This window comes from Xanthobacter sp. BG11Y11_SDJG, assembly GCF_057364445.1.
In genome coordinates, this window is the sequence record NZ_JBNFNU010000001.1 from 66,897 (window position 1) to 92,049 (window position 25,153).

Here is a 25,153-nt window from a genome sequence, read left to right on the forward strand (position 1 = left end):
TGCTCCTTTGTTCGGTGCAACTACTTGACGATGATGGTGCCGGACATCCCGGCTTCCCGATGACCGGGGATGAGGCAGGAGAAGTCGAACTCCCCGGCCTTGGTGAATTTCCAGACGATGTCGCCGGTCTTCTTCGGGGCCAGGCGCTTGGCGTTGGGATCGTCATGCTCCATGTCCGGGTTCTTCATCATCTCGGCCATGTGCTTGAGGTTTTCGTCGAGCGTGCCGACGACGATCTCGTGATCGAGCTCACCATTGTTGCGGATGGCGAACTTGACCTGCTCGCCCTTGCGGATGTCGATCTTGTTCGGGATGAACACCATCTTCCCGTCCGCTTCGCGCATGGTGATTTGGATGGTGCGTGCTGGTTTCTTGGGATCTCCGGGTTCGCCATAGGCCCGGTCATCCCCGTGGGAATGACCAGCGTCGGCCAGCGCTGCGGTCGACAGAGTAAGGGCCGCAAGCGCGGCGATCAGGAATCGTGGTTGCACGTAGAAATCCTTCTCAATGATTGCCATGGGGGGATTTTTTGCCGGGTTTCACGACGGTGAACTCGGCAGTTTTCGTCTTGTCGAACGCGGCGGGAGGCTTGCGTTCGGCTTTTTTCGGTTCGCCCTTCCACTCGAAGGCGACCGTCCCTTCCGGGTGCTTGAACCAGCCCGGATCCTTGTAGTCGCCGGATGCGAGCCCCTCGCGCACCTTGACGACCGAGAACATGCCGCCCATCTCGACCGCCCCGAACTGGGCGAAGCCCGTCATCATCGGCAGGGTGTTGTCGGGCAGCGGCATTTCCATCTCGCCCATGTCGGCCATGCCGGCGGTGCCCATCGGCATGTAGTCCGGCACCAGCTTGCGGACCTTCTTGGCAAACTCCTTCTTGTCGACGCCGATGAAGTTGCGCACGTCGTGACCCATGGCGTTCATGGTGTGGTGCGACTTGTGGCAGTGGATCGCCCAATCGCCGGGCTTGTCGGCGACGAAATCGAAAGCGCGCATCTGTCCGACGGCGCAATCGATGGTGACCTCCGGCCAGGCCGCCGCCTCCGGCACCCAGCCGCCGTCCGTGCACGACACCTTGAAGTCGTAGCCGTGCATGTGGATGGGGTGGTTCGTCATGGTGAGATTACCGAACCGGATGCGGACTTTCTCACCTTTGCCGGCGACGATGTGGTCGATGCCGGGGAAAACCCGGCTGTTCCAGGTCCACATGTTGAAGTCGGTCATCTCGGCGACCTTCGGCACATAGGTGCCGGGATCGATGTCGTAGGCCGCCATCAGGAACACGAAGTCGCGGTCGACGCGCCGGAAGGCGGGGTCCTTCGGATGCACCACAAAGAAGCCCATCATGCCCATGGCCATCTGGACCATCTCGTCGGCATGGGGGTGGTACATGAACGTGCCGCTCTTCTGGAGCTGGAATTCGTAGACGAAGGTCTTGCCTGGCCTGATGTGCGGTTGGGTCAGCCCGCCGACCCCGTCCATGCCGCAGGGCAGCAACTGCCCGTGCCAATGGATGGTGGTGTGCTCCGGCAGCTTGTTGGTGACGAAGATGCGGACCTTGTCGCCCTCGACCGCCTCGATGGTCGGTCCTGGCGACTGGCCGTTATAGCCCCACAGGTGGCCGACCATGCCGGGCGAGAACTCGCGCACCACCGGCTCGGCGACGAGATGGAATTCCTTCCAGTCGCCGTTCATGCGCCACGGCAGGGTCCAGCCGTTGAGCGTGACGACGGGCTGATAGTCCGGCCCGCTCGTCGGAACGAGCGGTGGCTGCATGACCGATTCCTTCATGGTTGCGGCTTCGGGGATCGCAGCCGCCTGGGCGCGGCCTGAGACCGCGCTTGCGCTGATCAGCGCCATGCCACCGGAGGCGCCGAGGAAATTTCGACGTGAGATCGTCATGATGGTCTCCCTTTTCCGGTCAGTTCCCGCCTTCGGCGGCCGCGGTTACGACGGAGCCCTCGGCCGAACCGGCTGAGCTGCCTCCGCCGATGATCGCGGTCTCGAAGTCCACGGTGGCGATGAAGAAGTCGCGCTTGGCGGCGATTGCCGCGACGTTGGTGGCGATGCTTTCCCGCGCCGTCGTCAGAAGCTCGAAGACGTCGATCAGCATGCCGTTGTATTCGAGCAGGGCCTGCTCGTTGATCGTCCGGCGCAGCGGCAGAATGCTGTTCTGATACTGGCGGGCAATGTCGTAGCTGCCGCGATAGGTGAGATAGGCCGCGCGCGCTTCCGAGCGCACGTTCACTGCTTTCTCCATCAGGCGGTTGACCGCCTGCATGTAAGTCTCCTGCGATCGGCGCACATTGACTTCGCCGCCGTCGAAGATCGGGATCTGGATTTCAAGTTCGAAGCCGCGCGGGGACGAGCTCTCCCGCACGCCGTCCACGGTTGATCGCTCGTAGTTGCCGCGCCAGCCACCATCGAGCATGGAGATGAACCGCGTCGCCTCGGTCAGCCCAAGGGTCTTGGCCATGGCGTCGAGCTCGAGGCGTGCCGCGATGAGATCGACCCGCTTTCGAATGGCATCGACTTCGACCTGTTGTGCCGTCTGGATGCGGGCATGCCCGGGAGTTGCCCCGGCAATCTGTAGTCGACGTCGGGCCCCCACAGGCCGAGCATGCGGGTCAGCGCCTCGCGATCCGTGCCGACCCTCAATCGAGCCTGGGCAAGCTCGTTGGACACCTCGGCGTAGAAGGCACTTGCTCGGGCCTGGTCGAGTTTCTTCGCGGCGCCGGTCTCTCCGAGCTTGCGCGTGAGGTCGGCGGCTGCGTCGGCCGAGACCCGCGCCTGTTCGAGGAACGACGCCGTCTGCCGCGAAGCCACGGCGCGGTAGTAGGCACGGCGTGTCTCCGCGGCGGTGCGGAAGGTTGCCTCGATCGCCTTCTGTCGAGCGGCTTCGAACTGCGTCCTGGCGATATCGCTGCGGGCCGGAAGTGTCAGGAGCGCCAGGATATTGGCGATCACGCGACGTTCGATATCCAGCGAGCCGCCGGTGGAGAGTCGCTCGACCCCGATGACCGGATTGGGCGGCAGGCTGGCCTCGACGAAGGCGGCCTCGGAAATGCCGAGCGCATTGTACTCGGCCTGAAGACCCCGGTTGTTGATGAGCGCGAGCTGAACGGCGCCGTCCGCTGTCAGGGGTTTGGTCAAGAGCGCATTGACGCGGCTTTGGACCGCTGACGCCTCGGCCGATGATGCGATCTTCACGGTGTCCTTGCCGATCGCGGCCGAGACCTCCGCCGACACCGGGCTCATGCCACCATCCGGCGTGAATGTTACGCAGCCACCCAGCGTCGCGGCGACGGCGCCGATCGCGACGAGCCGCCTCCAAGGCGGTGCAGGAAGAGGCTTCGCCTGGCTGTCGATTGTGAGCACCATCATTCGCCCCCCGTCTTGGGAGCGACGCGCTCATTGCGTTCAATCCAGGGTTTCGGATCGACCGGACGGTAGTCGACCGTTCCCGCGGTGACGGGCGCGTAGCGCAATGGCTTCACGCTCGAACTCGCGTCGGACGGGCTGGGACCCACCTCAATCAAAGGTGGTCCGGAACATGCGGACAGGACGACGGCGAAGGCCGTCAGGAAGACAGGTTTCATGGAGATCCTCGGAATCGGCCCAGTCGGCCCGAGCGGCATGGCCGCGCGGCATCGAACAGCGATCTTCAGCGGCTGCGGAGACGCAGCAGCAAAAGCCGTCGGCAGAAACCCGAAGACAGAAACGGAGACGGATCTTGTCCGTCAGCGATCAGAGGTCGTGAAGGGAGTCGGCCGACGATCAGACGTCGGCGGATCTCGGCGGGCGTTCAAGGCGCGTCGCGGACGATCCCTTTACACCCGCCTCAAGCGACGGATGATCGATGGTCCGCTCGAAGGCGATAACGACCATGGCGCATGCGCTAGCCGGAATTGCAGTGTGGCAGGCCATAGCGCAGCAGGAACTCGATGTGTCGCTGTGTTGATGCTTAGCAGCGCAGGCTGGGCCGTCCGCTTCCAGACAAGCGGAATTCTGGGCCAAGTCGCTGTCGCCGTGCTCATGCGATCCGCTAGAATGGCTGGCTTCGATCGGCGCGTGGTGCCCTTTCCCACCGCTCGACGCCATCAAGCCGCTCGCAATGCCCCAACCCGTGCTTGCCACCGAAAAGGCGAGCACGGTCAAAAGAATCACGAATGAGCGAAGCGAAGGCATCATATCGCATTGCAAACTACGGGTGACGCCGCGAAATGGCAAGGACCAATTTGGCCTCATATGAAAAAACCCCGAGGCTGGTGTTCGGCAGTCGCACCAATTTCCCCGCAAGGCTTCCGCTGTGGAACGTCAGCCCGTGAATACGACGTGTTAGACGGCTCAGGATGAAGAAACAACTTTCCACGTGACTTTGACGTGACGACGGCCGTCATTGCTGCCGACTCTGCCAAGAACGTGAACGCGATGCTCTTCCACCGATCAAGATATTGTGAGATTTAGGATATGACGATCCAGTCTTGGCTTTTTCGACTGCTCTCAATCCTGGCGATCGCCGCCCCGTCGCCGCACCTGCCGGTAGCGACATAACAACGGGGGTATGACGGCGGAAACCAGCGGGGTCATGCTGATCTACCTCGACCGCGTTTGGAACGAAGTTGGCACGAAGATCACGGCAACAGGCCGGAGCCTGACGCGCGCCGACCTCCATCACGCCATCATGGAGGGCGCCGTCGAGCGCGTGCGGCCCAAGATGATGACCGTGGTTGCCATCATGGCGGGCCTGATCCCGATCCTGTGGAGCACAGGAGCCGGCTCCGAGATCATGCAGCGGATCGCCGTGCCGATGATCCGCGGCATGGTTTCTCGACCCTGCTGACGCTGATCGTCATTCCGGCGATCTACGGCCTAGTCAAGGGATGGGGGCTGGCGTCGAACGCTGCGGCGGTGAGGTCGGAGTCTGTTGCCGGCCAACTCGCGGCCGAATGAGACATGCGCCGGGACAGAATCGGCGGCCCCAGCCCAAAGGCCTCGCGAAGGGACACGTTCTCGTGACGCGAGAACACCTCACAGAGGCCATTGATGTGGATCAAGGTGGAATTGTGCGGAGGGTGCCTTCTTGAGGAGGCAGGGGTCAGGCATGAGCGTCGGGTTGCAGACGATCGGATGGATGAGAGCGTTGCTGGCCTTTCTGGTCGCGATCGCGCTGCTCGTTGCCCCTGTCGCCAGCGCACAGGCCATGCCGTGTCATGACCTTGTTCGCCACGAGCAAACAACCGTCGTGGAAAGCGGGCAGCTTCGGGCCGTCATCAGCGGCGATGGTCTCCAAGGTCATTTTCACGCCGTCGACCATGCGCTCTGTTGCAGCAGCGTATGCGCATCCTGTGTTGTGGCCCTTGCCGCGCCAGATGCGACTGTCCCGCAGCGCATCGTGCTCACTGCGCGTTACGCACAGCGTGACGAGATCGTCACCGGCGTGGCGTTTCCACCCACCCTCGGTCCTCCCCGAACCCGTGCCTGATCGGACCTGACCTGATGCTCCGTGGGCATCAGGTCGCTCAATGCGCATTCGCATGATCAGTCAGCCGGCCTGCTACCGGCAAGGGAACAAGGACCCACACCATGAATCGTCGTCATTTTCTCAACCGGATGATGGCCGGAGCGGCCGTATTCGGCACCTCAGCTGCCTTTCATCCAATCAACGCCTGGGCGCAGACGGCACCCGACGCCACTCCGCCCGCGTCAAACGCCATACCGCGCCCGCTCGGCGTGGTCAGTCGGACCATCGAGGTCAATGGCAAGGCAGCGCGCGTGTTCGGGCTTGCCCAGACCGACGGCACATTGGGCCTGGCGCTGGATGCCGGGAGCAGCTTCGACGTCGCGCTCTCCAACCGGATTGGTGAGCCGACCCTGATCCATTGGCATGGCCTGACACCGCCCTGGACGATGGACGGCGTGCCGGACAATCCCGCTGCGCTTCTGGGACCCTCCGAAACGCGCCGCTACACCTTCCCGGTCGGCACCGGAGGCACCCACTGGATGCACGCTCATACGCTGCAGGAGCAGAATCTGCTGGCGGCGCCGCTGATCGTGCGGACCGCCGCCGACCGGCAGCGGGACGAGCAGGAGGTGGTGATCCTGCTGCATGATTTCTCGTTCACGCCCGCGGAGGAGCTGCTCGCCAAGCTCAAGGCAAGCTCCGCCGGCGCCATGCCGATGGATCACGGCGCGATGGGCCAAAGCGACGCGATGAAGGGAATGGCGGGCATGATGGCCTCCGGCGCGATGGGCCAGATGCAAAGCATGCCGGGCATGGCGATGGACCTCAACGATATCGACTATGATGCCTACCTCGCCAATGACCGCACGCTGGACGACCCCGAGGTCGTCGCCGTCGACAAGGGCGGCCGGGTGCGCCTGCGGATCATAAATGGCGCGACGGCGACCGCCTTCACCATCAATACCGGAAGTCTGGATGGTGAACTCATCGCGGTCGACGGCCAAGCCGTTCAGCCGGTCGCCGGCCGGTCCTTCCCGATTTCCATGGGCCAGCGCTTGGATATCCGGTTGGCGCTGCCGAAGGCGGGCGGGTCGCATCCGATCCTCGCCCTTCGGGAGGGTGGCGCCGAACGAGCGGGAATCATCCTGGCATCCGCCGGCGCGGTCGTCGGCAAGATTCCGGAGCTCGGAGAGGCCAAGGGACCCGTGCTCGGGCTCGGCCTCGAGCAGAGGCTGCGCGCCATAGAACCGCTCGCGCAGCGTCCCGCCGACCGCCGCTTCGCGCTCACCCTCACCGGCAATATGGCGGACTATAGCTGGGGTATCGGAGGAGGCGACGCGCTACGGATCAAGCGGGGAGAGCGCGTTGAGCTCGCATTGACGAACATGTCGATGATGGCTCACCCGATGCATCTGCACGGCCACGCATTCCAGGTGGTCGGCGTTAACGGCAAGACGCTCGGCGGTGCGCTGCGCGACACTATTCTCCTCCCGCCGATGGCTCGCGTGACCGTTGCCTTCGACGCGGACAATCCCGGACGCTGGCCACTCCACTGCCACCACCTGTACCACATGGCGACCGGCATGATGACGTTCGTCGCTTATGAGGGCGTCGGCTGAAACCGGGAAGCCGTTCACCGGCGCGATCATCACGATCATTAGCCGCCCTCTCCTTCGCGGGGATGATCTCCGCGATCGAACGCGCTCCGCTGCACCCCCATCGGGAGGTGGTGCAGCGAGGGCCGGTACCTGAAGCCGCTATCTTTCGTGAACGACCAGCTCAACGCGTGCATCGGCGTCGGCTGTAGCCAGGACTGCCTGGTATTATGATATTCTCGACGGCCTCCCTCTTTCGGCCATCCCCCCGGGTCCAACCACCCAACTAAGACAGTTGCGCGCGATAATTTTTCCTCCACAAATGAGGCGATGAAAATTATCGTGGGAGTGATTCGATGGCTGCGGTTCGTGTGCTTGCCGATCATCCTGAAGTCGATGCTCGCCTCGCCGAGTTCGGTGTCACGCGCCAGGCGCTGCTTGAGGTCGTGCGCGGCGTGGTCGCTGCGCGTGCCGACGCGATCGCCGATGATCCCGCTTCTGCGGAGGGGCTGCTCGCCTACATCTACGGCACCCGATATGTGCGGCAACTTTTCCGGGCAATCGGCTGGGTCAATTATCGCGAGAACAACGTCGAATCCGTCAAGCATCCGGATAGCCCCCTCAAGGTGGTCTATCAAAGTGTCGACCTTGCCGCCGACAAGTTGCACAAGCCGCAAGCGGTTTCCGGGAAAGGCTCCGGCGCCGACCGTATCATTGCGGTGGGACAGGCCGGGCTGTTCCCCGAGGAAGAGATGTCAGCGGTGCGGGATCAGGGGCTGGCGGAACTCCGGACCGGCGTATGGTTCTTCTGCGTGTCGGTTCAAGGTGATGATGTCCGCGCCGAGCTGTCGCTGCCTTCAGGTATTTCCGGCGGCAATTTCGAGGGCTTTATCGAGCGCATCTTCATCCTCGGTGGTGGTGAATGGCCGGCGGATGCCATCCTTGATAGCGATCGTCCGGATGGCATCGAGTTCGAGCCTGCTGTTCTGCGTCGCTAGGCCATGTTCAACATTGGCAGAATGGAGCTCGCGCGGAAGCGGCAGCGGTTGACCGCCAAGGCCCTCGCCGAGCAAGCCGGCATATCGCCGGTCACCCTGTCGCGTGTCGTCAACGGGCAGCAGGTTCCGGATGAAGACACGGTCGACGGCTTGGTGCGCGCGCTGGGATTCCCGCGGGAGTTCTTCTTCCGGGACGACGCGGCACCGATCAGCGCTGATGCCGCCAGCTTCCGGAGCCTCACGGCGATGTCGGCGCGAGAGCGCGATGCGGCGCTCGCGGCTGGCTCACTGGCCTTCGAGATGTCAGCCTGGGTGCGGGAACGGTTCGTTCTGCCGCAGCCAGACCTGCTCGACCTCAGCCATGAACGCGATCCCGCTGGAGCCGCACGTGCGCTGCGCCAGCATTGGGCGATCGGCGAACGGCCGATCTCGCATATGATCAAGCTGCTTGAGACGAAGGGCGTCCGCGTCTTCTCGCTGGCCGAGAACACGAAGAATGTGGATGCCTTTTCCTGTTGGCACGATGGCGAGCCGTATGTCTTCCTCAACACCTTCAAGACCACGGAGCGCAGTCGGTTCGACGCTGCTCATGAGCTGGCGCACCTTGTCTTGCACAAGCATGGTGGTCCCAATCAAGGGCGCGCTGCCGAACTCGAGGCACATGCGTTTGCATCGTCGTTCCTGATGCCTCACGACGACGTCGTGGCGACGATCCCATTCGTCCGAAGCCTCGATCAATTGGTGCTCGCAAAGAGGCGGTGGGGCGTATCCGTCGCTGCGCTTGCGCATCGCCTCCACCGGATCGGCCGGATCTCCGATTGGAACTACCGGACATTCTGCATCCAGATAAACAAGCGGTTCGGCGTCAACGAGCCTGACGGCCTTCCACCGGAGCGATCTGCAATATGGCAGCGTGTCCTTACCGAACTTTGGCGGGAAGGCGTGACGCGCCGGCACGTTGCGGCCCGCTTGGATATCCCTGAGGCAGAACTCGACAATCTACTGTTTGGGCTTACCGGCGATGTGAATCCGCCATCCGTCGGTGGTTCGTCTCTCCGGCTAGTTCCGTGATTGAGCCCGGTAGCTTCGCCGTTGCGGCGCTTCGCCGAAGAACCTGTTGCGGATTCCGTCGAGCGGCCACGCTCCCAGCTCTCTTCGTATGGCATGGTCTCTTTGCGCTTGCGGCTACCGCTGGTGGGGATCCTGCTTCGCTCCGTGTGACCATCCCCGACATGTGATCCGGCGACGGCGGTTCCGATGCCTTTTCTTCGCCGGCCGCGTGCGTTCGCGATGCACGTCCTCATCCTGAGAATGGCAGTGACGTCCATCTGCCACGAACCTGTGACAACTCCGTACCGCTGCTCGCGTTCCCAAAATGCGTCGCCTATGACATGTTGCGCTGCATGAAGGTCGCCCCTTGGCTACGCAGGTTGCTCCCGATCCTTGCGATCGTGGGGCTCATTGCCGGACCGTTCACCGCGCCGGTGAGCGGCCCCGCGATGGCGGCGGCCTCCGATATGTCCATGTCCGCGATGCCGGACGACATGCCATGCTGCCCAGACAAGCCGGCCGTTCCGGACTGCCAGAAGACCTGCCCATTGATGGCATTGTGCATGGCCAAGTGCTTCTCGGTCGGGCCGATGCTCTCAAGCCTGGCTTTCGTTCTGCGGGCCGAGGGCGATGCCATCCGCCCCGGCAGTGACGCCATGGGCGATGCACTCTCGATAGAGCCTCCGGCTCGACCTCCGCGAACCTAGAACATCGCCGGCGTTTGCGCGCCGGTTCGTGCCGCCCCAGCGAGACTCGGGCGGCCGAGAGCGCGTGGCCGTAGGCCGCGCAACGCCGGGCCATGCGCACGGTGCTCCGATCAATCTGGGATTTTCAGACCATGACAACTTCTTCTATGAAGCGCGCCGCTGTGGCGGCGCTCGCGGCCGCGCTTTCCGTGGCGGCCCTCTCGACGGCGCGTGCCGACATCACGGACTACGAGTTCCGGCTCGTTCAGACGGACATCAAGCAGGGCAACGGCGCCATCGTCGCTGTCCGGCTCGTCGACAAACGATCCGGCAAGGCGGTTCCCGACGCGGTGATCTTCGCGACCCGAATCGACATGGCGCCTGACGGCATGGAGACGATGGTAGCGCCGATCGAGGCTCTCCCGTCGACCGAGCCGGGTGTCTATCGCTTCAAGGCCAATCTGATGATGGCTGGCGGCTGGCGCCTTTCGCTCGGCGCCAAGATCCAGGGTGAGACCGGCACGATCGAGAACAAGCTGGTCCTCAAGGCCACGCCATGAAACGGATCGCCCTTACGGGCCTCGCCCTCGCCGCCATATCGGCGGCGGGGGTCGGAGGCTATTGGGCCGGCGTTCGGGGTCTACCCGCGCCCGGCCTTCGCGAGTTGTTCGATGCCGCAGGCATTCCGGCGGTGGCCGAACCGACCGGCACGGGAACCGTGATCTATTATCAGGATCCCGACGGCAAGCCCGCCTATTCGGCGACCCCGCGCCAGACCGAGGACGGCCGGGCATTCCGCGCCGTTCGCGCCGGCGAGGACGTGAGCTTCGAGGACAAGCCGCCAGTGATGGCCGAGGTGGCGAGCCCGCGGCGCGTCCTCTACTACCGCAATCCAATGGGTCTGCCGGATACCTCGCCGGTGCCGAAGAAGGACTCGATGGGGATGGACTACATCCCCGTCCACGAGGGCGAGGACGACGACGGTACGGTCGTGAAGGTCTCGCTCGGCAAGCTGCAGCGGACGGGCGTGCGTTCGGAGCTGGTCGGGCGGCGTGTCGTCGGCAGGCTGGTGCGGGTGCCGGGAATGGTCCAGCTCGACGAGCGGCGCGTCTCCGTGGTTGCAACGCGGAGCGACGCTTTCATCAACGAGGTGGCGGACGTCACCACGGGCGACCGGGTGACGAAGGGCCAGATGCTGCTCCGGATCTATGCGCCGGATATCGCCACCGCCGGCGCCCAACTCCTCACCGATCTCAATAGCGGCGGCCGCGATAGCGCTCTCGGAGGCGCCCGCCAACGCCTGGAGAATCTCGGCCTCCCGCCCGAGGCGATCGCCGACATTGAGCGCACCCGCAAGGTGCCGCTGTCGATGATCTGGCGGGCGCCGAGCGATGGCATCGTGCTCGAACGCAATGTCGTCGACGGTATGAAAGCGGCGCCGGGCGATGTGCTGTTCCGCCTTGCCGACATCTCGACCATTTGGGTGCTGGCGGATGTGCCGGAGTTCGATCTTGGGGCCGTTCGGCTTGGCGCGCCGGTCACGATAGGGGTGCGGAGCCTACCGGGACGCAGCCTCAGTGGCCGCGTGTCGCTGATCTACCCGCAGGTCGGCGAAGCCACGCGGGCCACAAAAGTGCGGATCGAGATCGCCAATCCCGACGGCGCGCTGCTGCCCAACATGTACGCCGAGGTAGAGATCGGCACCGGCGCTGCCGCTCCAGTCGTCGCCGTGCCGGACGACGCCGTCATCGACACCGGCACAAGGCAAGTGGTGATCCTCGACCGCGGCGAAGGCCGGTTCGAGCCGCGCGCGGTGAAGATCGGCTTGCGCGGCGAAGGCTTCACCGAGATCCGCGACGGCCTCGCCGAGGGCGACCGAGTCGTGGTCGCGGCTAATTTCCTGATCGACGCCGAGAGTAATCTGAAGGCGGCGCTGCGCGGCCTGACACCTGCGAAGGCACAGCCATGATCGCCCGCCTCATCGGCTGGTCCGCCCGCAACCTCGTGCTGGTTTTGTCGGTACGGCCTTCGCCGTCGCTGCCGGGCTTTATGCACTGAAGACGCTGCCGCTCGACGCCATCCCCGACCTCTCCGACGTGCAGGTGATCGTCTACACCGACTATCCCGGCCAGGCCCCGCAGGTGGTCGAGGACCAGGTCACCTATCCGCTCACCACGTCCATGCTGACAGTGCCGAAATCGAAGGTGGTGCGCGGCTTCTCCTTCTTCGGCGTCTCCTTCGTCTATGTGATCTTCGAGGATGGCACCGATCCTTATTGGGCACGGAGCCGCGTGCTGGAATATCTCAACGCCGCCGCGCAGCGCCTGCCGGCGGGCGTCACCCCGACCCTCGGGCCGGATGCGACCGGTGTCGGCTGGATCTACCAATACGCCGTCGTCGCCAAGGAGATGACGCTTGCCGAGCTGCGCTCGCTGCAGGATTGGGTGATCCGCTTCGGCGCCTCCAAGGCGGAGGGCGTTGCCGAGGTCGCCAGCGTCGGCGGCTTCGTGAAGCAATATTCGATCGTGGTCGATCCGAACCGGCTGCGGGCGCTGGGCATCCCGCTCGACAAGGTGCGCGACGCCGTAAAGGCGAGCAACACCGATGTCGGCGGGCGCACCGTCGAGCTCTCCGAGTTCGAGTTCATGGTGCGCGGCAGGGGCTATCTCCGCAGCGTCGCCGATATCGAGAACGTGGTGCTGAAGACCGACCGCGGCGTGTCGCTGCGGGTGAAGGATGTCGCCCGCGTCGAGATCGGACCGGACGAGCGGCGCGGCATCACCGAGCTCAATGGCGAGGGCGAAGTCGCCAGCGGCATCGTGCTGCAGCGCTTCGGCGCCAATGCGTTGACGGTGATCGAGAACGTCAAGGCACGGCTCGCCGAGATCGCCTCCAGCCTGCCGAAAGGCGCCGAGATCGTCCCGGTCTATGATCGCTCCGGATTGATCGACCGGGCGATCGAGACGCTGAAGGGGACGCTGATCGAGGAGAGCATCATCGTCGCGCTGGTCTGCGTGGTGTTCCTGCTGCATCTGCGCAGCGCGTTGGTCGCGATCCTGATGCTGCCGGTCGGCATATTGATGGCGTTCGCGGCGATGAAGGCGATCGGGCTCGGCTCCAACATCATGAGCCTGGGCGGCATCGCCATCGCGGTGGGCGCCATGATCGACGCCGCCATCGTGATGATCGAGAACGCCCACAAGCATCTGGAGCGCGCGTCACCGGACAAGCCGCGGGTCGAGATCCTGATCGAGGCGGCGAGCCAGGTCGGTCCGGCGCTGTTCTTCAGCCTGCTCGTCATCACCGTCTCCTTCCTGCCGATCTTCACGCTGGAATCGCAGGAAGGCCGGATGTTCGGCCCGCTCGCCTTCACCAAGACCTTCGCCATGGCAGCCTCGGCCCTTCTGTCGGTGACGCTGGTGCCGGCTTTGATGGTCGTCTTCGTGCGCGGCCGGATCATCCCGGAGCACAGGAACCCGATCAACCGCTTCCTGATCTGGGTCTACCGGCCGGTCATAAGCGGCGTGCTCAAGGCGAAGACGCTCACCATCCTCATCGCCCTCATCGTGCTCGGGGTGACGCTCTGGCCGGCGCGCCAGCTCGGTTCGGAGTTCATGCCGAATCTCGACGAAGGCACGTTGATGTATATGCCGACCACCTTGCCGGGTATCTCCATCACCAAGGCCGCCGAGCTACTGCAGGTGCAGGACCGGATCATCAAGAGCTTCCCGGAGGTGGCCTCGGTCTATGGCAAAGCGGGGCGAGCATTGACCGCGACCGATCCGGCCCCGACCGAGATGTTCGAGACCATCATCAATCTGAAGCCGAAGAGCGAATGGCGGCCCGGCGTCACCATCGACAGCCTGAAGGCCGAGATGGACCAGGCGTTGCAGTTCCCAGGTGTCTCCAATGCCTGGACGATGCCGATCCGCGCTCGCATCGACATGCTTGCCACCGGCATTCGTACGCCGGTCGGCGTCAAGGTGTTCGGCACCGATCTCAGCCAGATGGAACAGAGTGCCCGCGAGATCGAGCGGGTGCTGCGGTCCGTGCGGGGCACGTCCAGCGCCTATGCCGAGCGGGTGATCGGCGGCTACTATCTCGACATCGTGCCGGACCGGGAAACGCTCGGCCGCTACGGCCTGGCCGTCGGCGACGTCCAGAGCGTGATCGCGACCGCGCTCGGGGCCGAGACGGTGACGACCACGGTGGAGGGGCGCGAGCGCTATGGCGTGACCATCCGCTATCCGCGCGACTTCCGGAGCGATCCGCAATCGATCGCCCGCGACGTGCAGGTGCCGCTGCCGGGCGGCGGCACGGTGCCGCTCGGCGAAGTCGCCAAGGTCGAGCTGACGCGCGGCGCGACCTCGATCCGCACCGAGAACGGCCAGCTCGCGGTCTATGTCTTCGTCGATATCGCCGGCCGCGACCTTGGCGGCTATGTCGCGGAGGCTCAAGCGGCGGTGGCGAACGAGGTCAAGCTGCCGCCCGGAACCTACGTCTCGTGGAGCGGCCAGTTCGAATATCTGCAGCGCGCCGAAGCGCGGCTGAAGATCGTCGTGCCGGTGACGCTGCTGGTCATTTTCCTGCTGCTTTACCTCAACTTCCGGGCCCTGACGGAAACGCTCATCGTCATGCTATCGCTGCCCTTCGCGCTGGTCGGCGGCATCTGGCTGATGTGGTGGCTCGGCTTCAACATGTCTGTTGCCGTGGCGGTCGGCTTCATCGCGCTTGCCGGCGTCGCCGCCGAGACCGGCGTCATCATGCTGATCTATCTCGAACAGGCGATGGCGGAGCTGAAGGCCGAGCGGGTGGCGGAAGGGCGGCCTTTCACCCGGACCGACCTCTACCAGGCGATCATGCTCGGAGCTGTAGAGCGCGTCCGGCCGAAGATGATGACGGTCATCGCCATTACGGCCGGGCTCGTCCCGATCCTGTGGAGCACCGGCACGGGCTCGGAAGTGATGCAACGCATTGCGGTGCCGATGATAGGCGGCATGGTGTCGTCGACGGTGCTGACGCTGGTCGTGATCCCCGCTGTCTATGGACTGATCAAAGGCTGGCGGTTGCCGCGGACCGTCACCGCCGACGAGAGGGCAATCGAACAGGGGCCAGCCGGCCTCAAGGCTGCCGCCAAATGAGAGGAGGTTCCAATGATGCACGACATGATGGGATCCATGGGATGGGGCATGGGCCTTGCCGGCCTGATCGGCATCCTCGTCTTGGTGCTGGTGATCGCTGCCCTCACGAAATACGTCTTCTTTCGGTGAGGAGCGTCATGCGCAGCTTCGATCGGAAGCTGGACGCGAGGAAACAGCCAGCGAAAGGAGAAGCGCCATGACAACCAGGCTAGGCAACTTCACTTTCTATGGTCTGGTGTTCATATGCACCCGATTGCCCGCTCTGAGCCGGTGTCTCGTTCTTTCCCGCCAGTGCCTCAGCAATCTTTCCCGAAATCCGAGTAGCCGCACGACGCGAAGGATCATGTTGCACATGCGCGTAGATAGCCGTCGAGCGTGCATTAGCATGGCCAAGGATGGCTCCTGTCAGGGGCAAACCCTCGCCATAGGAGACGGCGGTGGACCCCATCGTATGCCTCAGCGTATGGGGGGTAACGCCAGGTAGTTCCGCTTTCGCGACAACCTTAGTCCAAACGCCCTTTGTTCCCTGAAAATGGCCATCTCCCCGTTCCGCCGGGAATACGAAGTCGGAACCCGGCTTCCTTGTCATGCCACGCAGCAGCACGATTGCAGCCGCGCCAAGCGGCCGAATGGACTTTCCAGTCTTGCTGTCGTCCAAAACGAGAAGGCCGTGCTCGAAACTCACCTCATTCCATCGCAGCGCGGCAATCTCGTCGCGACGACAGCCGGTCAATGCCCACAGGCGTGCAATGTTCAATGCTTTGGCGTTGACGCCCTCCTGTTCCAGCGCGTCGAATGCCCTGCCGAGACGGCCGATCTCCTCGAGCGTCAAATACCTATCGCGCCTGTTGTCGGTTTTTTCACAGCAGCGATGTCGCAAGGATTGGAAGACACGATCTTGCGCCGCACAGCAAAGCTAAAAACGGCGGAGAGATCCTTTACGACCTTCCGTGCGGCTCCCTCGCCGCCGCGAACGATGATGCGTTTGCGGAACCCGATTTTCTCATCCTTGGCGGTCTTGCCGTTGGTCACATCCCGCACGAAGCGTTCGATCTCGCCCGCGCCAACCTCCGACACACGCTTTCGTCCGAGCAGCGGCACAACATGGTGTCGTAGACGCGCGATCGTGTAAGCCTTGGTGCGGGGCTTCATGGGCTCGCCCTGCCGAATGCCGCGCTGAACGAAGCAGCCTTCTTCGTCATAAAGGTCGACCAGCTCGGCCATCAGCATTTCGCGACGCTTTGTCTGAAGCTCGCCGGCAGGATCCTCACCTTTCGCGGCTGCGCCGAGCAGAATCTTCGCCTTCTTGCGTGCCTCGTCGACGGTCAAATTTCCATAGCGGCCGACCGTCTGAAACCGCTTGGGAGCGTTCCGCCCGCCGCCATTGGCGCGGTATCTGATGATGAACGTCTTTGATCCGCTGGGGTCTGCTCGGACACCAAACCCGGATAGCTCACTATCCCAAACGAAACGACGCTCATCGTTCGAGACGATGCCATCGACTACCTTTTTGTAAGCCTTACGGCATTTTCCTTCGTCATTTCCGTGCCTTTCGATCGGCCGACACCATCGAAATTGGTGACCACCTGGTGACCACCTTGACGGAAAATCTCATACCATGTCAGAAAGGCGAGTATCAATAACTCACTGAATAATATTGACTTTTACAAGTCAGTCCAACTGAGGAAAACCCCAGAAAACCCTGTCCCCAATTTTGCCAAGGTTGGGGTCGAGGGTTCGAATCCCTTCGCCCGCTCCAGTTTCTCTCAAGACAATCAGACGGTTGGCGAGCGCCCTTCGGGGGCGTTCCGCGCGTCTCGCCTGCGGCTGCGCCACCGTGCCGCCGACGGCGCGTCGCGTTCCCCGCCCGCCGCTCCCCGTCCCCGGCCGATCGTCGCGATGCAGCGGCGGCACTGTCGAATGAGGATCCCTCCGCATGACGTGAGAAGCCTTCAGTTGCGCCGGCGGCGAGCCCGGCCTTTTCTCGTCGCCTGGATGGCGGGAGAGGCGGGGCGGGTGTCATGGGTCCAGTCGTGAAGCTTCGTGAGCTGCCGCTCGCGCGACAGTCCCATGGCGAGACGTTCGAGGCGGCCTTTGCCGCCGTGGCGGCGCCGCTGGGGGCAAGGCGCCTGGGCGCGCGCTACATCGAGGTTCCGCCCGGCAAGAAGGCCTGGCCCTACCACTGCCACCACGCCAACGACGAGCTGTTCGTCATTCTGGGAGCCGCGGCCGCCTGCGCCATGGGGGACGGGCGTATCCGGTCGCCCCCGGCGACGTGATCGTGTGCCCGGCCGGCGGGGCGGAAACCGCGCACCAGCTGGTCGCCGAAGGGGACGAGCCCCTGAGATATCTCGCCGTCAGCACCATGCACGAGCCCGACGTGCTCGAATATCCCGACTCCGGCAAGATCACGGTCTTTGCCGGAGCGCCCCCCGGCGGCGACAAGGCGGCGCGGCGCGTCGACATCACCGTGCGCGCGGACAGCCGGGTCGACTATTGGCAGGACGAGCGCTGAACATCACCGTGCAAGAGGGCCGCGCATGCGAGGCGGCCGCAGGTGATCGGCGTGCATGCGAGGGAACCATGACCGGTGAGCGGCCCATCGACTTCTGGTTCGACTTCGCGTCCGGCTATGCCTATTTCGCCGCGCTGGAGATCGAGGATCTCGGCCGCCGGGTGGGCAGGCCGGTCCGCTGGCGCCCCTACACGCTCGGCACCGCGTTCAAGGCGACCGGTGCGCGCGGCCTGTCCTCGACCCCGCTCAAGCGCGACTACGCCAGGACCGATTGGCACCGCATCGCGCGGCTGCGGGGCGTGCCGTTCGCGCTGCCGGATCACCACCCGTCGGTGGCGCTGGCGGCCACCCGGGTGTTCTATCTCATCGACAAGCAGGACCCGGAGGCGGCGAAGCGCTTCGCGAGGGCGCTGTTCGATGCCTATTTCACCCGCGGCATCGACAGCGGCAACCTGGAGCATGTGCTGGCGGTCGCCGCCGCGCTCGGCCTGGACACGGTCGCGCTCGCCGCCGACGCCGTCGCGCCCGACATCAAGCAGAAGGTGAAACTCATCTCCGAGCAGGCGGTGGCCCACGGGGTGTTCGGCTCGCCCTTCTTCCTTGTCGATGGCGAGCCGTTCTGGGGCTGGGACCGAATGGCGATGATGGAGGCATGGATCGGGCGCGGCGGCTGGTGAGGGCGCCGGGTCGAGCCGAAGCCGGCCGATCTGCCGGCGCTTTCGCTGCGGGCGGAACCCCTAGCTCCCGACGGCTCGCCTCCCGCCGGAGGTCCCGAACAGGCGCCGGTTCCAGTCCTCCACCCGCCCGGTGGCGAGGCGTCGCTCCGCAAGGCGGCGCCAGCTCTCGGGCAGGAGGGGCAGCGCGGCCATGGCGGAAAGCTCGTCGCGCGCGAGCCGGTCGACATAGAGCACCCGCCAGAGGCGCTGCAGGGGCCAGTCGGGCGCGCGCCGCTCCAGGCGCACGAGGCTGTCCCCCGGCGCGACGCGGCCCTCCTCCAGCACGCGGTAATACCACCCCGTCCGCCCGCTGCGCTGCACGCGCGCGGCCATGTCGGCCACGGCAAAGCGGTGGTTGAGCTTGAAGCATGGCTGGCGGCCCTGGGACACCTCGACCACCGCGCCGCCGAGCCGGAACACGTCGCCGAGGGCCACGTCCGCTTCGGTCATCCCGGCGCAAGACAGGTTTTCCCCGAAGGCGCCCGGCTGCTCCAGAACGGCGCGCGGCCCGATCTCCCGCGTCCAGGCGGCATAGTGGTCGAAGGGGTAGTGATGCACGGCCTTGTCCGGCCCGCCATGGTGGCGCCGGTCGCCCTGGCCGTCGCCGGCGAAGCCCTCGCGCCCGAGATGGACCGGGCCGGCCACCGGCTGCTTTGGCGATGCCGCTGGGCACGCCGCCCGGGGCCGAACGGCTTCACGGTTCCGACCAAAAGGGCCTTGAGGGGAAAGGCCATGGCGTCAGGCGCCGCGCCATTCGGTCCCGGCGGCGGGGCGGCGGACGTGTCGGCGGTGCGCGCACCCATCTCCTGCTCCCTCGACATCCTGCGCCGCGGCGCTCGCCGACCCTGTCGGCAGAGGAGGCCGCAGACGGCCGGGCGAAATCCCAGACGACGGGCGGCGCCACGGCTTCGCCCTGTGACATGCGCACCTATCGCTTCGAGCGATCATCAATGACGATCAGGAATGAAACCTGCTCGTTGGTTTCATTGCGAAATTCATGTCCGCAATGGGAGGGAAAAAACAGGGTGTCGCCCGCGGACACACTGAAAGACCTGTCCTCCAGAACCACCTTCAGCGTCCCCTCCTGGACGACGAGATACTCTTCCATGCCTGCGTGATGGGGCGGGAACGAGACGGCGCGCCCCGCCGGCAGGCAATTGAAGGCGATGTCCACGGCGCCGTCCGCGAACAGCGGCGACAAGGCGCGGCGCTGAAAGCCGGTTTTCGGATCGCGAAAGATCGACTGGTCCTCCCGTCTGACCAATTGCGGCTCACGGGGCTGGAACCGACCCAGCAGGTGCGAAAGGCTGACCTTGAGGGCGCCGGCGAGCTTGCCGAGCACGGTGGCGGTCGGCACGGACACGCCGCGCTCGATCTTGGAGATCATGGCGCGGCTGACGCCGGACAGCGTCGCGAGCTGGTCCAATGTCAGCCTGGCCTCCTGGCGCATCCGGCGGAGATTGGCGGCAAGGTGCGCCTCTTCGGCGGCCGGATCGTCGCTTTGCGCTCGGGGTTCGCTCTGTCTGGGCAACGCGCCTCCGCCGGGTGCTCGCTTCCGCCCGCCGAACCTACCGGCAGCACGCGGCGCGAACAAGCCAACGCATTGCACCGGCACACTCTCTACTATAGTGGATAATCTGCGAGAGAGGGAGAGCCGCGATGCGCATACTCGTGATGGGGGCCGGAGGCATCGGAGGCTATTTCGGCGGCAGGCTGGCCGCGGCCGGGGTCGACATCCGCTTTCTGGTCCGGCCGGCGCGCGCCGCACGGCTGGCGCGCCACGGGCTGGTCATCACCAGTCCGCTGGGCGACCTGCGCATCCCGGTGGCGACCCTGACGGCGGCGGACGCTCCGGTCGATGCGGTGCTGCTCGCCTGCAAGGCGTACGATCTTGAGGGCGCGATGGACGCCATCGCGCCTGCGGTGGGGCCGGCCACGCTCGTCCTGCCGCTGCTGAACGGCGTGCGCCAGCTCGATCGTCTTGACGCCCGTTTCGGCCGGGAGCGCGTGCTGGGAGGGCTGTGCCATATCGGCGTGTCCCTGTCCGAGACCGGAGAGATCCAGCATCTGAACAGGTTGCAGCGGTTCGTCCTCGGCGCGCGGACATCGGCGCAGGTCCCGGCCGCCGCGGCCTTGCACGAGGTGCTGGAGCGCGGGGGATTCGCACCCGTCCTCAGCGAGGAGTCGTGCAGGACATGTGGGAGAAGTTCACCTTCCTCGCCACCTATGCCGGCATGACGACGCTGATGCGGGCACCCGTCGGCGCCATTCTCTTAGCCGAGGAAGGCGAGGCGATCCTGCGCGACATGCTGGCGGAATGCGCCGCGACGGCGACGGCCAGCGGCCACCCGCCGCGCCCCGAGGCCATGGCCCAGATGGTTGCCTCGCTCACCGAGCGCGGCTCGGCGGGGACGGCGTCGATGCTGCGCGACATGATGCGCAATGGCCCGACCGAGCATGACCATATCCTGGGCGACATGCTGGCCCGCGCGCGGGCGGCGGGCCTGACCGCCCCTCTGTTGCGCGTCAGCCTGGCCCACATGCAGGCCTATGACGCAGCGCGCGTTCGCAGTGCGCCATGAGGCTCAACGCGCACCGTGCCGGCCCTCGGCCGGCACATCGGGACGGCCGGCCATGCAGATCAGGGTCTGCTGGCCGATGGCGACGAGGGACCGGCCCTTGGCGCTGTCCGCGAACACCTCCAATTGGCAGATGGTGAGTGTCTTTCCGGCCTTGACCACTTTGCCGACCGCCTCCAGCGCGTCGCCCTGGGCCGGATTGAGCAGATTGACCTTGAGCTCCACGGTGAGGACCGAGCTGTCTTCGGGAAAGAGGGTAAAGCCCGCATAGCCGCCGGCCGAATCCGCGATCGCCGAGGTGCCGCCCGCGTGGAAATAGCCGTGCTGCTGCGACAGCTCCGGGCGGAACGGCATGCGGATGGTCACGAGCCCGTGGCGAACCTCCGATATGGTCGCGCCCAGATGGGCCATGAGCCCCTGCCGCTGGAAGCTGCCGAGAATCCGCTGCTCCACGTCCGGACCCACCGGGCCGCCGATCTCCGGCCGCATGTGTGCACTCATGGCGTTCTCCCGCTTGGTGGCCCTGCCCGGCGAAAGCTAGTGAGGCCCGGCGGCGAACCGGAGTGAGAAGCTCTCTCCCCAAGCTGAGAAAATCTCGTCCTTGCCGGAAGGCCCTGCCGCCGGCTCTTGCGGGCGGGAGAACGGCTCATCCTTGGCTGACGAAATCTCAGCAGGCGGCCCCCTTCGCCACCTCGGCCTGCATCCAGGCCCTGAGGTTCCGGATCCGGCGGTCCCGATCGAGCGCGGGCGGATAGCACAGATAATAGCCGCCATGGCCCGCCACACGGTGGCCGAGAAGCGGGGTGAGCCGCCCGGCCGCGATGTCCCACCCCGCGATCTCCAGGCCCGCGAGCGTGAGGCCGGCGCCGTCGATGGCGGCCTTCAGGCCGAGGCCTGCCGAGTCCACGATCGTGATCGCCGCGGGCGTCACCGGCCCGCCCGGCAGCGTCCCGTTCCAGCGCGCGAAATCCTCGCGGCGATGCTGGGAGAGGAAGAGATTGGTCCGCGCGATGGCCGCGCGCAAGTCCGCCTCGCCGTGCCGGAGCCAATCCGCCCGCCCCAGAAGACCGACGGTCTCCTCGAACAGCCGTTCGGAGACGACCCCCGGCCAGACGCCACCACCATGGCGGACGGCGGCATCGGCGACGCCCGCGCTCAGGTCCACGGCCGTCTGCGTGGTCGAGATCAGCAGCTCGAACCCCGCGCGCGCGAACGGATAGCGGGTCAGCCGCGGCGACAGCCAATGGACCGCGAAGGTGGGCAGCAGGGACAGGCGGAGCGGGCCGGCCTTGCGCTCCTTCTTCAGGGCGCCGACGGCCTCGATGATGTGGCCGAACCCGACCGTCAGCTCCGGTGCCAGCGCCTTTCCGGTCTCGGTCAGTTCGAGCCGCGGCCCGACCCGCCGCATCAGCTCGACGCCCAGCGCTTCCTCGAGGATGCGCAATTGGTGGCTGACCGCGGACGGCGTCACGCCGATTTCGCCCGCCGCGTCCTTGATCGACAGATGGCGCGCGGCCGCCTCGAAGGCGCGCAAGGCATTCAGGGGAACGCTCAACCGCATGGCCTCGGTCATCCTGCGCTCCGTGTCTGCGCTCCCGCGTGTGGCGGCGTGCGCGAAAGAGGGTCTGCGGACCCTGCAAGGCCCGTGGCGACAGGGTTCGCCGCACATGCGGCGTTCGCATCTGCGCCGCGCGCGGGCGGCGCTATCGCGCATCCTCCAGGATCATCCGCGCGCCCTTCTCGGCGATCATCACGGTGGGGGAGTTGGTGTTGCCGGAGGTGATGGTGGGCATCACCGAGGCATCGACCACCCGAAGGCCCGGCACGCCGATCACCCTGAGGCGCGCATCCACCACCGCCATGGGATCGCTCTCAAGGCCCATCTTCGCCGTGCCGACCGGGTGGAAGATGGTGGTGCCCACATCGCCCGCCGCGCGGCGCAGGCCCGCCTCGTCCGCATCGGCGATCTGAAGCCCCGGCACGGTCTCCTGCGGGCGGAACGGCGCGAGCGCCGCCGGCCGACGATGCGCCGGGCGATGCGCAGCGACTGGGCCGCCACCCTCTGGTCCTCCTCGGCCGAGAGATAGGCCGGCGCGATGGCGGGGGCGGCGGCAAAATCCGGGCTCTTCAGCCGCAGCGTGCCGCGCGAGTCCGGGCGCAGGTTGCACACGCTCATGGTGAAGGCCGGGTAGCGGTGCAGCGGATCGCCGAACTTGTCGAGCGAAAGCGGCTGCACGTGGAATTCCAGGTCGGCGCGCTCCTTGTCGGGGAACGACTTGGTGAACAGGCCGAGCTGGGAGGGCGCCATGGTGAGCGGCCCGCGCCGGCGCAAAGCGAAGTCGAGCCCCATGCCCATCTTGCCGAACACCGAGTGGTAGCGCTCGTTCAGCGTGCCGACGCCCGTCACCTTGAACACCGTGCGCAATTGCAGGTGGTCCTGGAGATTGGCGCCGACGCCCGGAATGTCGCGCGCCACCGCGAGGCCCATCTCCGAGAGGTGCCCGGCCGGCCCGAGCCCGGAAAGCATGAGGAGCTGCGGCGAACCGACGGCGCCGGCGGCCAGGATCACCTCGCGCCGGGCGTTGATCCTCCGCGCACCGTCTTTGGTGCGCACCAGCACGCCGGCGGCGCGGCCATCCTCCAGGATCACCTTCTCCACGTGGCCGGCGGTGACGAGGTCGAGATTGGGGCGCGAGAGCACGGGCTTCAGGAAGCCGCGCGCGGTGCTCCAGCGCAGGCCGGTCTTCTGGTTCACGTGGAAATAGCACGAGCCGGTATTGTCGCCGGTGTTGAAGTCGGGGATGGGCGGAATGCCGTCCTCGGCGGCCGCCTGGCGCACCGCGTCCAGCAGCGGCCAGGTGACGCGCGGGAACTCCACGTGCCATTCCCCGCCCGTGGCGTGGAAGGGGTTCGGCCCGAGGAAATGGTCCTCGTGGGCCTTGAACACAGGCAGCACGTCGTCCCAGCCCCAGCCTTCCAGGCCCAGCTGGCGCCAGTGGTCGTAGTCGCCCGCCTGGCCGCGCATGTAGATCATGGCGTTGATGGCGGACGACCCGCCGATCACCTTGCCGCGGGGATAGGAAAGCTGGCGCCCGTTGAGGCCCGGCTCCGGCTCGGTCTTGAAGCACCAGTCGGCGCGCGGATTGCCGATCGCGAACAGGTAGCCGACCGGGATGTGGAACCACACCCAATTGTCCCGCCCGCCCGCCTCGATGACGCAGACGCGCACGTTCGGGTCATTTGAGAGGCGGTTGGCGAGCACGCAGCCGGCGGACCCCGCGCCGACGATCACATAGTCATAAGGCTGCGTGAGATCCGCCTCGGCCATGGGTGCCCTCCCCGTTCTTGCTTGGCCGGACTGTGGCGCGCCCCGCCATGGGCGGCAAGGGGACGCGGTGCCGGCTCCGGGAAGCGGGATAGGCCCGACGGCCGCGCCTGTCGATGCGCCGTTCGGCGCAGGACGCGCACCCCTCACCCGGCGCGGGCGGCGTCCTCCTCCTGCTCCAAGGCGGCGATCAGCGACATGAAGCGCTCGCCCTGCACCAGAACGTGGGCGCGCACGCGCTCGGCGGCGGCCGCGCCGTCGCCGGCGAACAGAGCTTCAAGGATCGCCTCGTGCTCGGCGAACGAGGCGTCCATGCGGCGCGGCACCTTCAGCTGCAGCCGGCGATAGGGCTGGAGCGCGCGCTGCAGGCGCAGCGCCTCGGCGCCGAGAACGCGGTTGCCGGTGGCGGCATAGATGGCGGCGTGGAAAACCGCGTTCGCCGGGTAGTAGGCGGCATCGTCGCCTGCGGCCACCGCCTCGCGGCATTCGGCATGGGCCGCGGCGATGGCGGCGCGGTCGGCGGCGCCCATGCGGGCGGCGGCAAGGCGGGCGCAGGAGGCTTCGATCTCCGCCATCAGCTCGAAGGATTCCACCAGTTCGCGCGGGCCGAGCAGCGTCACATGGGCGCCGCGCCGCGGGCGGATATCCACCAGGCCGGACGCGGAAAGCTGGATTAGCGCCTCGCGGATGGGGGTGCGCGAGACGCCGAAGCGCTCGGCGAGGCTCACCTCGTCCAGCCGCTGGCCGGGCCGCAGGCGGCCGGCGACGATGTCGTCCTCCAGCGCCTCCCGGAGCCTTGGGGTCTGCTCTCCGCGCACCGCCGCCTCCTGACTGGAAGGGAAGGAGATGCCCATAAAAATGCAAGAGGAAAAAATTTGTATACATGACGATTGACAGCGCATGCAGTGTACGGCTTCATGAGGAAGGAATGTGATCACAGGTCCGTCATGCGCACACCGTTCACCCCCTTCAGGACGATGCAGATGTGCGGGGCGGCAGCCCTTGGCGCGAACGGTCCGGCGGAAATGCGCCAAGCCTTGCCCCTTGCCTTCCGCGCCCGTCGCCGCTCCCATGGGCGCCGCGG

Annotated in this window: 24 protein-coding genes and 3 pseudogenes; 12 read left to right on the plus strand and 15 right to left on the minus strand. The window is 65.9% G+C overall.

Annotated elements, in window-relative coordinates; translation table 11 throughout:
- Positions 1 to 20: 20 nt before the first annotated feature.
- The 5 genes from AC2W7M_RS00355 to AC2W7M_RS00375 are packed head-to-tail and all read right to left on the minus strand — an operon-like array spanning position 21 to position 3,599.
- The gene (locus tag AC2W7M_RS00355; RefSeq protein ID WP_210308508.1) at positions 21 to 518 is read right to left on the minus strand and encodes a cupredoxin domain-containing protein; all 498 of its coding nucleotides are present in this window, start codon (positions 516 to 518) and stop codon (positions 21 to 23) included.
- Entirely contained in the window at positions 505 to 1,902 is a 1,398-nt protein-coding gene (locus tag AC2W7M_RS00360) for a multicopper oxidase family protein (RefSeq protein WP_183856760.1), read from the minus strand. Before AC2W7M_RS00360 ends, AC2W7M_RS00355 begins: the two co-directional genes overlap by 14 nt.
- A gap of 19 nt (positions 1,903 to 1,921) precedes the next feature.
- Entirely contained in the window at positions 1,922 to 2,476 is a 555-nt protein-coding gene (locus AC2W7M_RS00365; RefSeq protein WP_486129314.1) for a TolC family protein, read from the minus strand.
- Positions 2,455 to 3,384, minus strand: a complete 930-nt coding sequence (locus AC2W7M_RS00370; RefSeq protein ID WP_486129315.1) for a TolC family protein — start codon at positions 3,382 to 3,384, stop codon at positions 2,455 to 2,457. The genes AC2W7M_RS00365 and AC2W7M_RS00370 overlap by 22 nt, the downstream gene beginning before the upstream one ends.
- A complete protein-coding gene (locus AC2W7M_RS00375) occupies positions 3,381 to 3,599 on the minus strand; it encodes a hypothetical protein (RefSeq protein ID WP_183856763.1) in 219 nt (72 codons plus the stop codon). The genes AC2W7M_RS00370 and AC2W7M_RS00375 overlap by 4 nt, the downstream gene beginning before the upstream one ends.
- 962 nt (positions 3,600 to 4,561) lie before the next feature.
- On the opposite strand from AC2W7M_RS00375, the pseudogene AC2W7M_RS00380 reads away from it, so the two are divergent.
- Positions 4,562 to 4,953 (plus strand): annotated as a pseudogene (locus tag AC2W7M_RS00380) (efflux RND transporter permease subunit); the annotation flags it as partial.
- 145 nt (positions 4,954 to 5,098) lie between these two features.
- On the opposite strand, the gene AC2W7M_RS00385 reads toward AC2W7M_RS00380, so the two are convergent.
- Positions 5,099 to 5,317 carry a hypothetical protein gene (locus tag AC2W7M_RS00385; protein WP_486129316.1) on the minus strand — a complete coding sequence of 73 codons (219 nt, stop codon included), beginning with the start codon at positions 5,315 to 5,317 and terminating at the stop codon, positions 5,099 to 5,101.
- 269 nt (positions 5,318 to 5,586) lie between these two features.
- Between AC2W7M_RS00385 and AC2W7M_RS00390 the strand changes: the two genes are divergently transcribed.
- The 3 genes from AC2W7M_RS00390 (at position 5,587) to AC2W7M_RS00400 (ending at position 9,128) form a co-directional block, all read left to right on the plus strand.
- Complete coding sequence (locus AC2W7M_RS00390) at positions 5,587 to 7,083, plus strand: multicopper oxidase family protein (RefSeq protein WP_183856775.1); 1,497 nt, start codon at positions 5,587 to 5,589, stop codon at positions 7,081 to 7,083.
- 332 nt (positions 7,084 to 7,415) lie between these two features.
- Positions 7,416 to 8,057: a hypothetical protein gene (locus AC2W7M_RS00395; protein WP_183856777.1), complete on the plus strand. Its 642-nt coding sequence runs from the start codon at positions 7,416 to 7,418 to the stop codon at positions 8,055 to 8,057.
- A gap of 21 nt (positions 8,058 to 8,078) precedes the next feature.
- Positions 8,079 to 9,128: a helix-turn-helix domain-containing protein gene (locus AC2W7M_RS00400; protein ID WP_281380162.1), complete on the plus strand. Its 1,050-nt coding sequence runs from the start codon at positions 8,079 to 8,081 to the stop codon at positions 9,126 to 9,128.
- Between the two features lie 313 nt (positions 9,129 to 9,441).
- On the opposite strand, the gene AC2W7M_RS00405 is transcribed toward AC2W7M_RS00400, so the two are convergent.
- Entirely contained in the window at positions 9,442 to 9,765 is a 324-nt protein-coding gene (locus AC2W7M_RS00405) for a hypothetical protein (protein WP_183856787.1), read from the minus strand.
- A 180-nt stretch (positions 9,766 to 9,945) separates the two neighbouring features.
- Here AC2W7M_RS00405 and AC2W7M_RS00410 point away from each other — a divergent pair, with 180 nt between their 5' ends.
- From AC2W7M_RS00410 to AC2W7M_RS00420, 3 genes and pseudogenes are all read left to right on the plus strand, one after another.
- A complete protein-coding gene (locus AC2W7M_RS00410) occupies positions 9,946 to 10,353 on the plus strand; it encodes a FixH family protein (protein WP_183856989.1) in 408 nt (135 codons plus the stop codon).
- A complete protein-coding gene (locus AC2W7M_RS00415) occupies positions 10,350 to 11,762 on the plus strand; it encodes an efflux RND transporter periplasmic adaptor subunit (RefSeq protein ID WP_183856789.1) in 1,413 nt (470 codons plus the stop codon). Before AC2W7M_RS00410 ends, AC2W7M_RS00415 begins: the two co-directional genes overlap by 4 nt.
- A pseudogene (locus tag AC2W7M_RS00420) lies at positions 11,759 to 14,934 on the plus strand (efflux RND transporter permease subunit). The gene AC2W7M_RS00415 and the pseudogene AC2W7M_RS00420 overlap by 4 nt, the downstream one beginning before the upstream one ends.
- Positions 14,935 to 15,142: 208 nt before the next feature.
- Here the strand turns inward: AC2W7M_RS00420 and AC2W7M_RS00425 are convergent.
- Together AC2W7M_RS00425 and AC2W7M_RS00430 are read right to left on the minus strand one after the other, a co-directional pair.
- A complete protein-coding gene (locus AC2W7M_RS00425; protein WP_486129317.1) occupies positions 15,143 to 15,766 on the minus strand; it encodes a site-specific integrase in 624 nt (207 codons plus the stop codon).
- Entirely contained in the window at positions 15,763 to 16,491 is a 729-nt protein-coding gene (locus AC2W7M_RS00430) for an integrase arm-type DNA-binding domain-containing protein (RefSeq protein ID WP_486129341.1), read from the minus strand. The genes AC2W7M_RS00425 and AC2W7M_RS00430 overlap by 4 nt, the downstream gene beginning before the upstream one ends.
- Before the next feature lie 464 nt (positions 16,492 to 16,955).
- Between AC2W7M_RS00430 and AC2W7M_RS00435 the strand changes: the two genes are divergently transcribed.
- The 3 genes from AC2W7M_RS00435 to AC2W7M_RS00445 all read left to right on the plus strand — a co-directional run bounded on the left by AC2W7M_RS00435 (position 16,956) and on the right by AC2W7M_RS00445 (position 18,126).
- Positions 16,956 to 17,213, plus strand: a complete 258-nt coding sequence (locus tag AC2W7M_RS00435) for a cupin domain-containing protein (protein ID WP_486129318.1) — start codon at positions 16,956 to 16,958, stop codon at positions 17,211 to 17,213.
- A gap of 2 nt (positions 17,214 to 17,215) precedes the next feature.
- Complete coding sequence (locus AC2W7M_RS00440) at positions 17,216 to 17,449, plus strand: cupin domain-containing protein (RefSeq protein WP_486129319.1); 234 nt, start codon at positions 17,216 to 17,218, stop codon at positions 17,447 to 17,449.
- A gap of 68 nt (positions 17,450 to 17,517) precedes the next feature.
- Positions 17,518 to 18,126, plus strand: a complete 609-nt coding sequence (locus AC2W7M_RS00445) for a DsbA family protein (protein WP_486129320.1) — start codon at positions 17,518 to 17,520, stop codon at positions 18,124 to 18,126.
- Between the two features lie 60 nt (positions 18,127 to 18,186).
- Here AC2W7M_RS00445 and AC2W7M_RS00450 read toward each other — a convergent pair whose 3' ends face one another.
- Positions 18,187 to 18,810 carry an MOSC domain-containing protein gene (locus tag AC2W7M_RS00450; RefSeq protein WP_486129321.1) on the minus strand — a complete coding sequence of 208 codons (624 nt, stop codon included), beginning with the start codon at positions 18,808 to 18,810 and terminating at the stop codon, positions 18,187 to 18,189.
- A gap of 283 nt (positions 18,811 to 19,093) precedes the next feature.
- Positions 19,094 to 19,696 (minus strand): helix-turn-helix domain-containing protein, encoded by a 603-nt coding sequence (locus tag AC2W7M_RS00455; RefSeq protein WP_486129322.1) that lies wholly within the window; start codon positions 19,694 to 19,696, stop codon positions 19,094 to 19,096.
- Positions 19,697 to 19,824: 128 nt separating this feature from the next.
- On the opposite strand from AC2W7M_RS00455, the gene AC2W7M_RS00460 reads away from it, so the two are divergent.
- Together AC2W7M_RS00460 and AC2W7M_RS00465 are read left to right on the plus strand one after the other, a co-directional pair.
- Positions 19,825 to 20,403 (plus strand): 2-dehydropantoate 2-reductase N-terminal domain-containing protein, encoded by a 579-nt coding sequence (locus AC2W7M_RS00460; protein ID WP_486129323.1) that lies wholly within the window; start codon positions 19,825 to 19,827, stop codon positions 20,401 to 20,403.
- Complete coding sequence (locus AC2W7M_RS00465) at positions 20,361 to 20,747, plus strand: ketopantoate reductase C-terminal domain-containing protein (RefSeq protein WP_486129324.1); 387 nt, start codon at positions 20,361 to 20,363, stop codon at positions 20,745 to 20,747. Before AC2W7M_RS00460 ends, AC2W7M_RS00465 begins: the two co-directional genes overlap by 43 nt.
- Before the next feature lie 3 nt (positions 20,748 to 20,750).
- Here the strand turns inward: AC2W7M_RS00465 and AC2W7M_RS00470 are convergent, their stop codons facing one another.
- From AC2W7M_RS00470 to AC2W7M_RS00485, 4 genes and pseudogenes are all read right to left on the minus strand, one after another.
- Entirely contained in the window at positions 20,751 to 21,245 is a 495-nt protein-coding gene (locus AC2W7M_RS00470) for a PaaI family thioesterase (RefSeq protein ID WP_486129325.1), read from the minus strand.
- 166 nt (positions 21,246 to 21,411) lie between these two features.
- Positions 21,412 to 22,317 carry a LysR substrate-binding domain-containing protein gene (locus AC2W7M_RS00475; RefSeq protein WP_486129326.1) on the minus strand — a complete coding sequence of 302 codons (906 nt, stop codon included), beginning with the start codon at positions 22,315 to 22,317 and terminating at the stop codon, positions 21,412 to 21,414.
- 130 nt (positions 22,318 to 22,447) lie between these two features.
- Positions 22,448 to 24,072, minus strand: a pseudogene (locus tag AC2W7M_RS00480) (GMC family oxidoreductase).
- Between the two features lie 143 nt (positions 24,073 to 24,215).
- On the minus strand, positions 24,216 to 24,887 hold the full coding sequence (locus AC2W7M_RS00485) for a GntR family transcriptional regulator (protein WP_486129327.1): 672 nt from the start codon (positions 24,885 to 24,887) through the stop codon (positions 24,216 to 24,218).
- Positions 24,888 to 25,153: the final 266 nt, after the last annotated feature.

Excerpts from the sequence above, each read along its gene's own strand:
- AC2W7M_RS00355 (WP_210308508.1), bottom strand. The coding sequence starts at position 518 with ATGGCAATCATTGAGAAGGATTTCTACGTGCAACCACGATTCCTGATC.
- AC2W7M_RS00360 (WP_183856760.1), bottom strand. The coding sequence starts at position 1,902 with ATGACGATCTCACGTCGAAATTTCCTCGGCGCCTCCGGTGGCATGGCG.
- AC2W7M_RS00365 (WP_486129314.1), bottom strand. The coding sequence starts at position 2,476 with ATGGCCAAGACCCTTGGGCTGACCGAGGCGACGCGGTTCATCTCCATG.
- AC2W7M_RS00370 (WP_486129315.1), bottom strand. The coding sequence starts at position 3,384 with ATGATGGTGCTCACAATCGACAGCCAGGCGAAGCCTCTTCCTGCACCG.
- AC2W7M_RS00375 (WP_183856763.1), bottom strand. The coding sequence starts at position 3,599 with ATGAAACCTGTCTTCCTGACGGCCTTCGCCGTCGTCCTGTCCGCATGT.
- AC2W7M_RS00385 (WP_486129316.1), bottom strand. The coding sequence starts at position 5,317 with ATGGTCGACGGCGTGAAAATGACCTTGGAGACCATCGCCGCTGATGAC.
- AC2W7M_RS00390 (WP_183856775.1), top strand. The coding sequence starts at position 5,587 with ATGAATCGTCGTCATTTTCTCAACCGGATGATGGCCGGAGCGGCCGTA.
- AC2W7M_RS00395 (WP_183856777.1), top strand. The coding sequence starts at position 7,416 with ATGGCTGCGGTTCGTGTGCTTGCCGATCATCCTGAAGTCGATGCTCGC.
- AC2W7M_RS00400 (WP_281380162.1), top strand. The coding sequence starts at position 8,079 with ATGGAGCTCGCGCGGAAGCGGCAGCGGTTGACCGCCAAGGCCCTCGCC.
- AC2W7M_RS00405 (WP_183856787.1), bottom strand. The coding sequence starts at position 9,765 with ATGGCGTCACTGCCGGGGCGGATGGCATCGCCCTCGGCCCGCAGAACG.
- AC2W7M_RS00410 (WP_183856989.1), top strand. The coding sequence starts at position 9,946 with ATGACAACTTCTTCTATGAAGCGCGCCGCTGTGGCGGCGCTCGCGGCC.
- AC2W7M_RS00415 (WP_183856789.1), top strand. The coding sequence starts at position 10,350 with ATGAAACGGATCGCCCTTACGGGCCTCGCCCTCGCCGCCATATCGGCG.
- AC2W7M_RS00435 (WP_486129318.1), top strand. The coding sequence starts at position 16,956 with ATGGGTCCAGTCGTGAAGCTTCGTGAGCTGCCGCTCGCGCGACAGTCC.
- AC2W7M_RS00445 (WP_486129320.1), top strand. The coding sequence starts at position 17,518 with ATGACCGGTGAGCGGCCCATCGACTTCTGGTTCGACTTCGCGTCCGGC.
- AC2W7M_RS00460 (WP_486129323.1), top strand. The coding sequence starts at position 19,825 with ATGCGCATACTCGTGATGGGGGCCGGAGGCATCGGAGGCTATTTCGGC.
- AC2W7M_RS00465 (WP_486129324.1), top strand. The coding sequence starts at position 20,361 with ATGTGGGAGAAGTTCACCTTCCTCGCCACCTATGCCGGCATGACGACG.
- AC2W7M_RS00470 (WP_486129325.1), bottom strand. The coding sequence starts at position 21,245 with ATGAGTGCACACATGCGGCCGGAGATCGGCGGCCCGGTGGGTCCGGAC.
- AC2W7M_RS00475 (WP_486129326.1), bottom strand. The coding sequence starts at position 22,317 with ATGACCGAGGCCATGCGGTTGAGCGTTCCCCTGAATGCCTTGCGCGCC.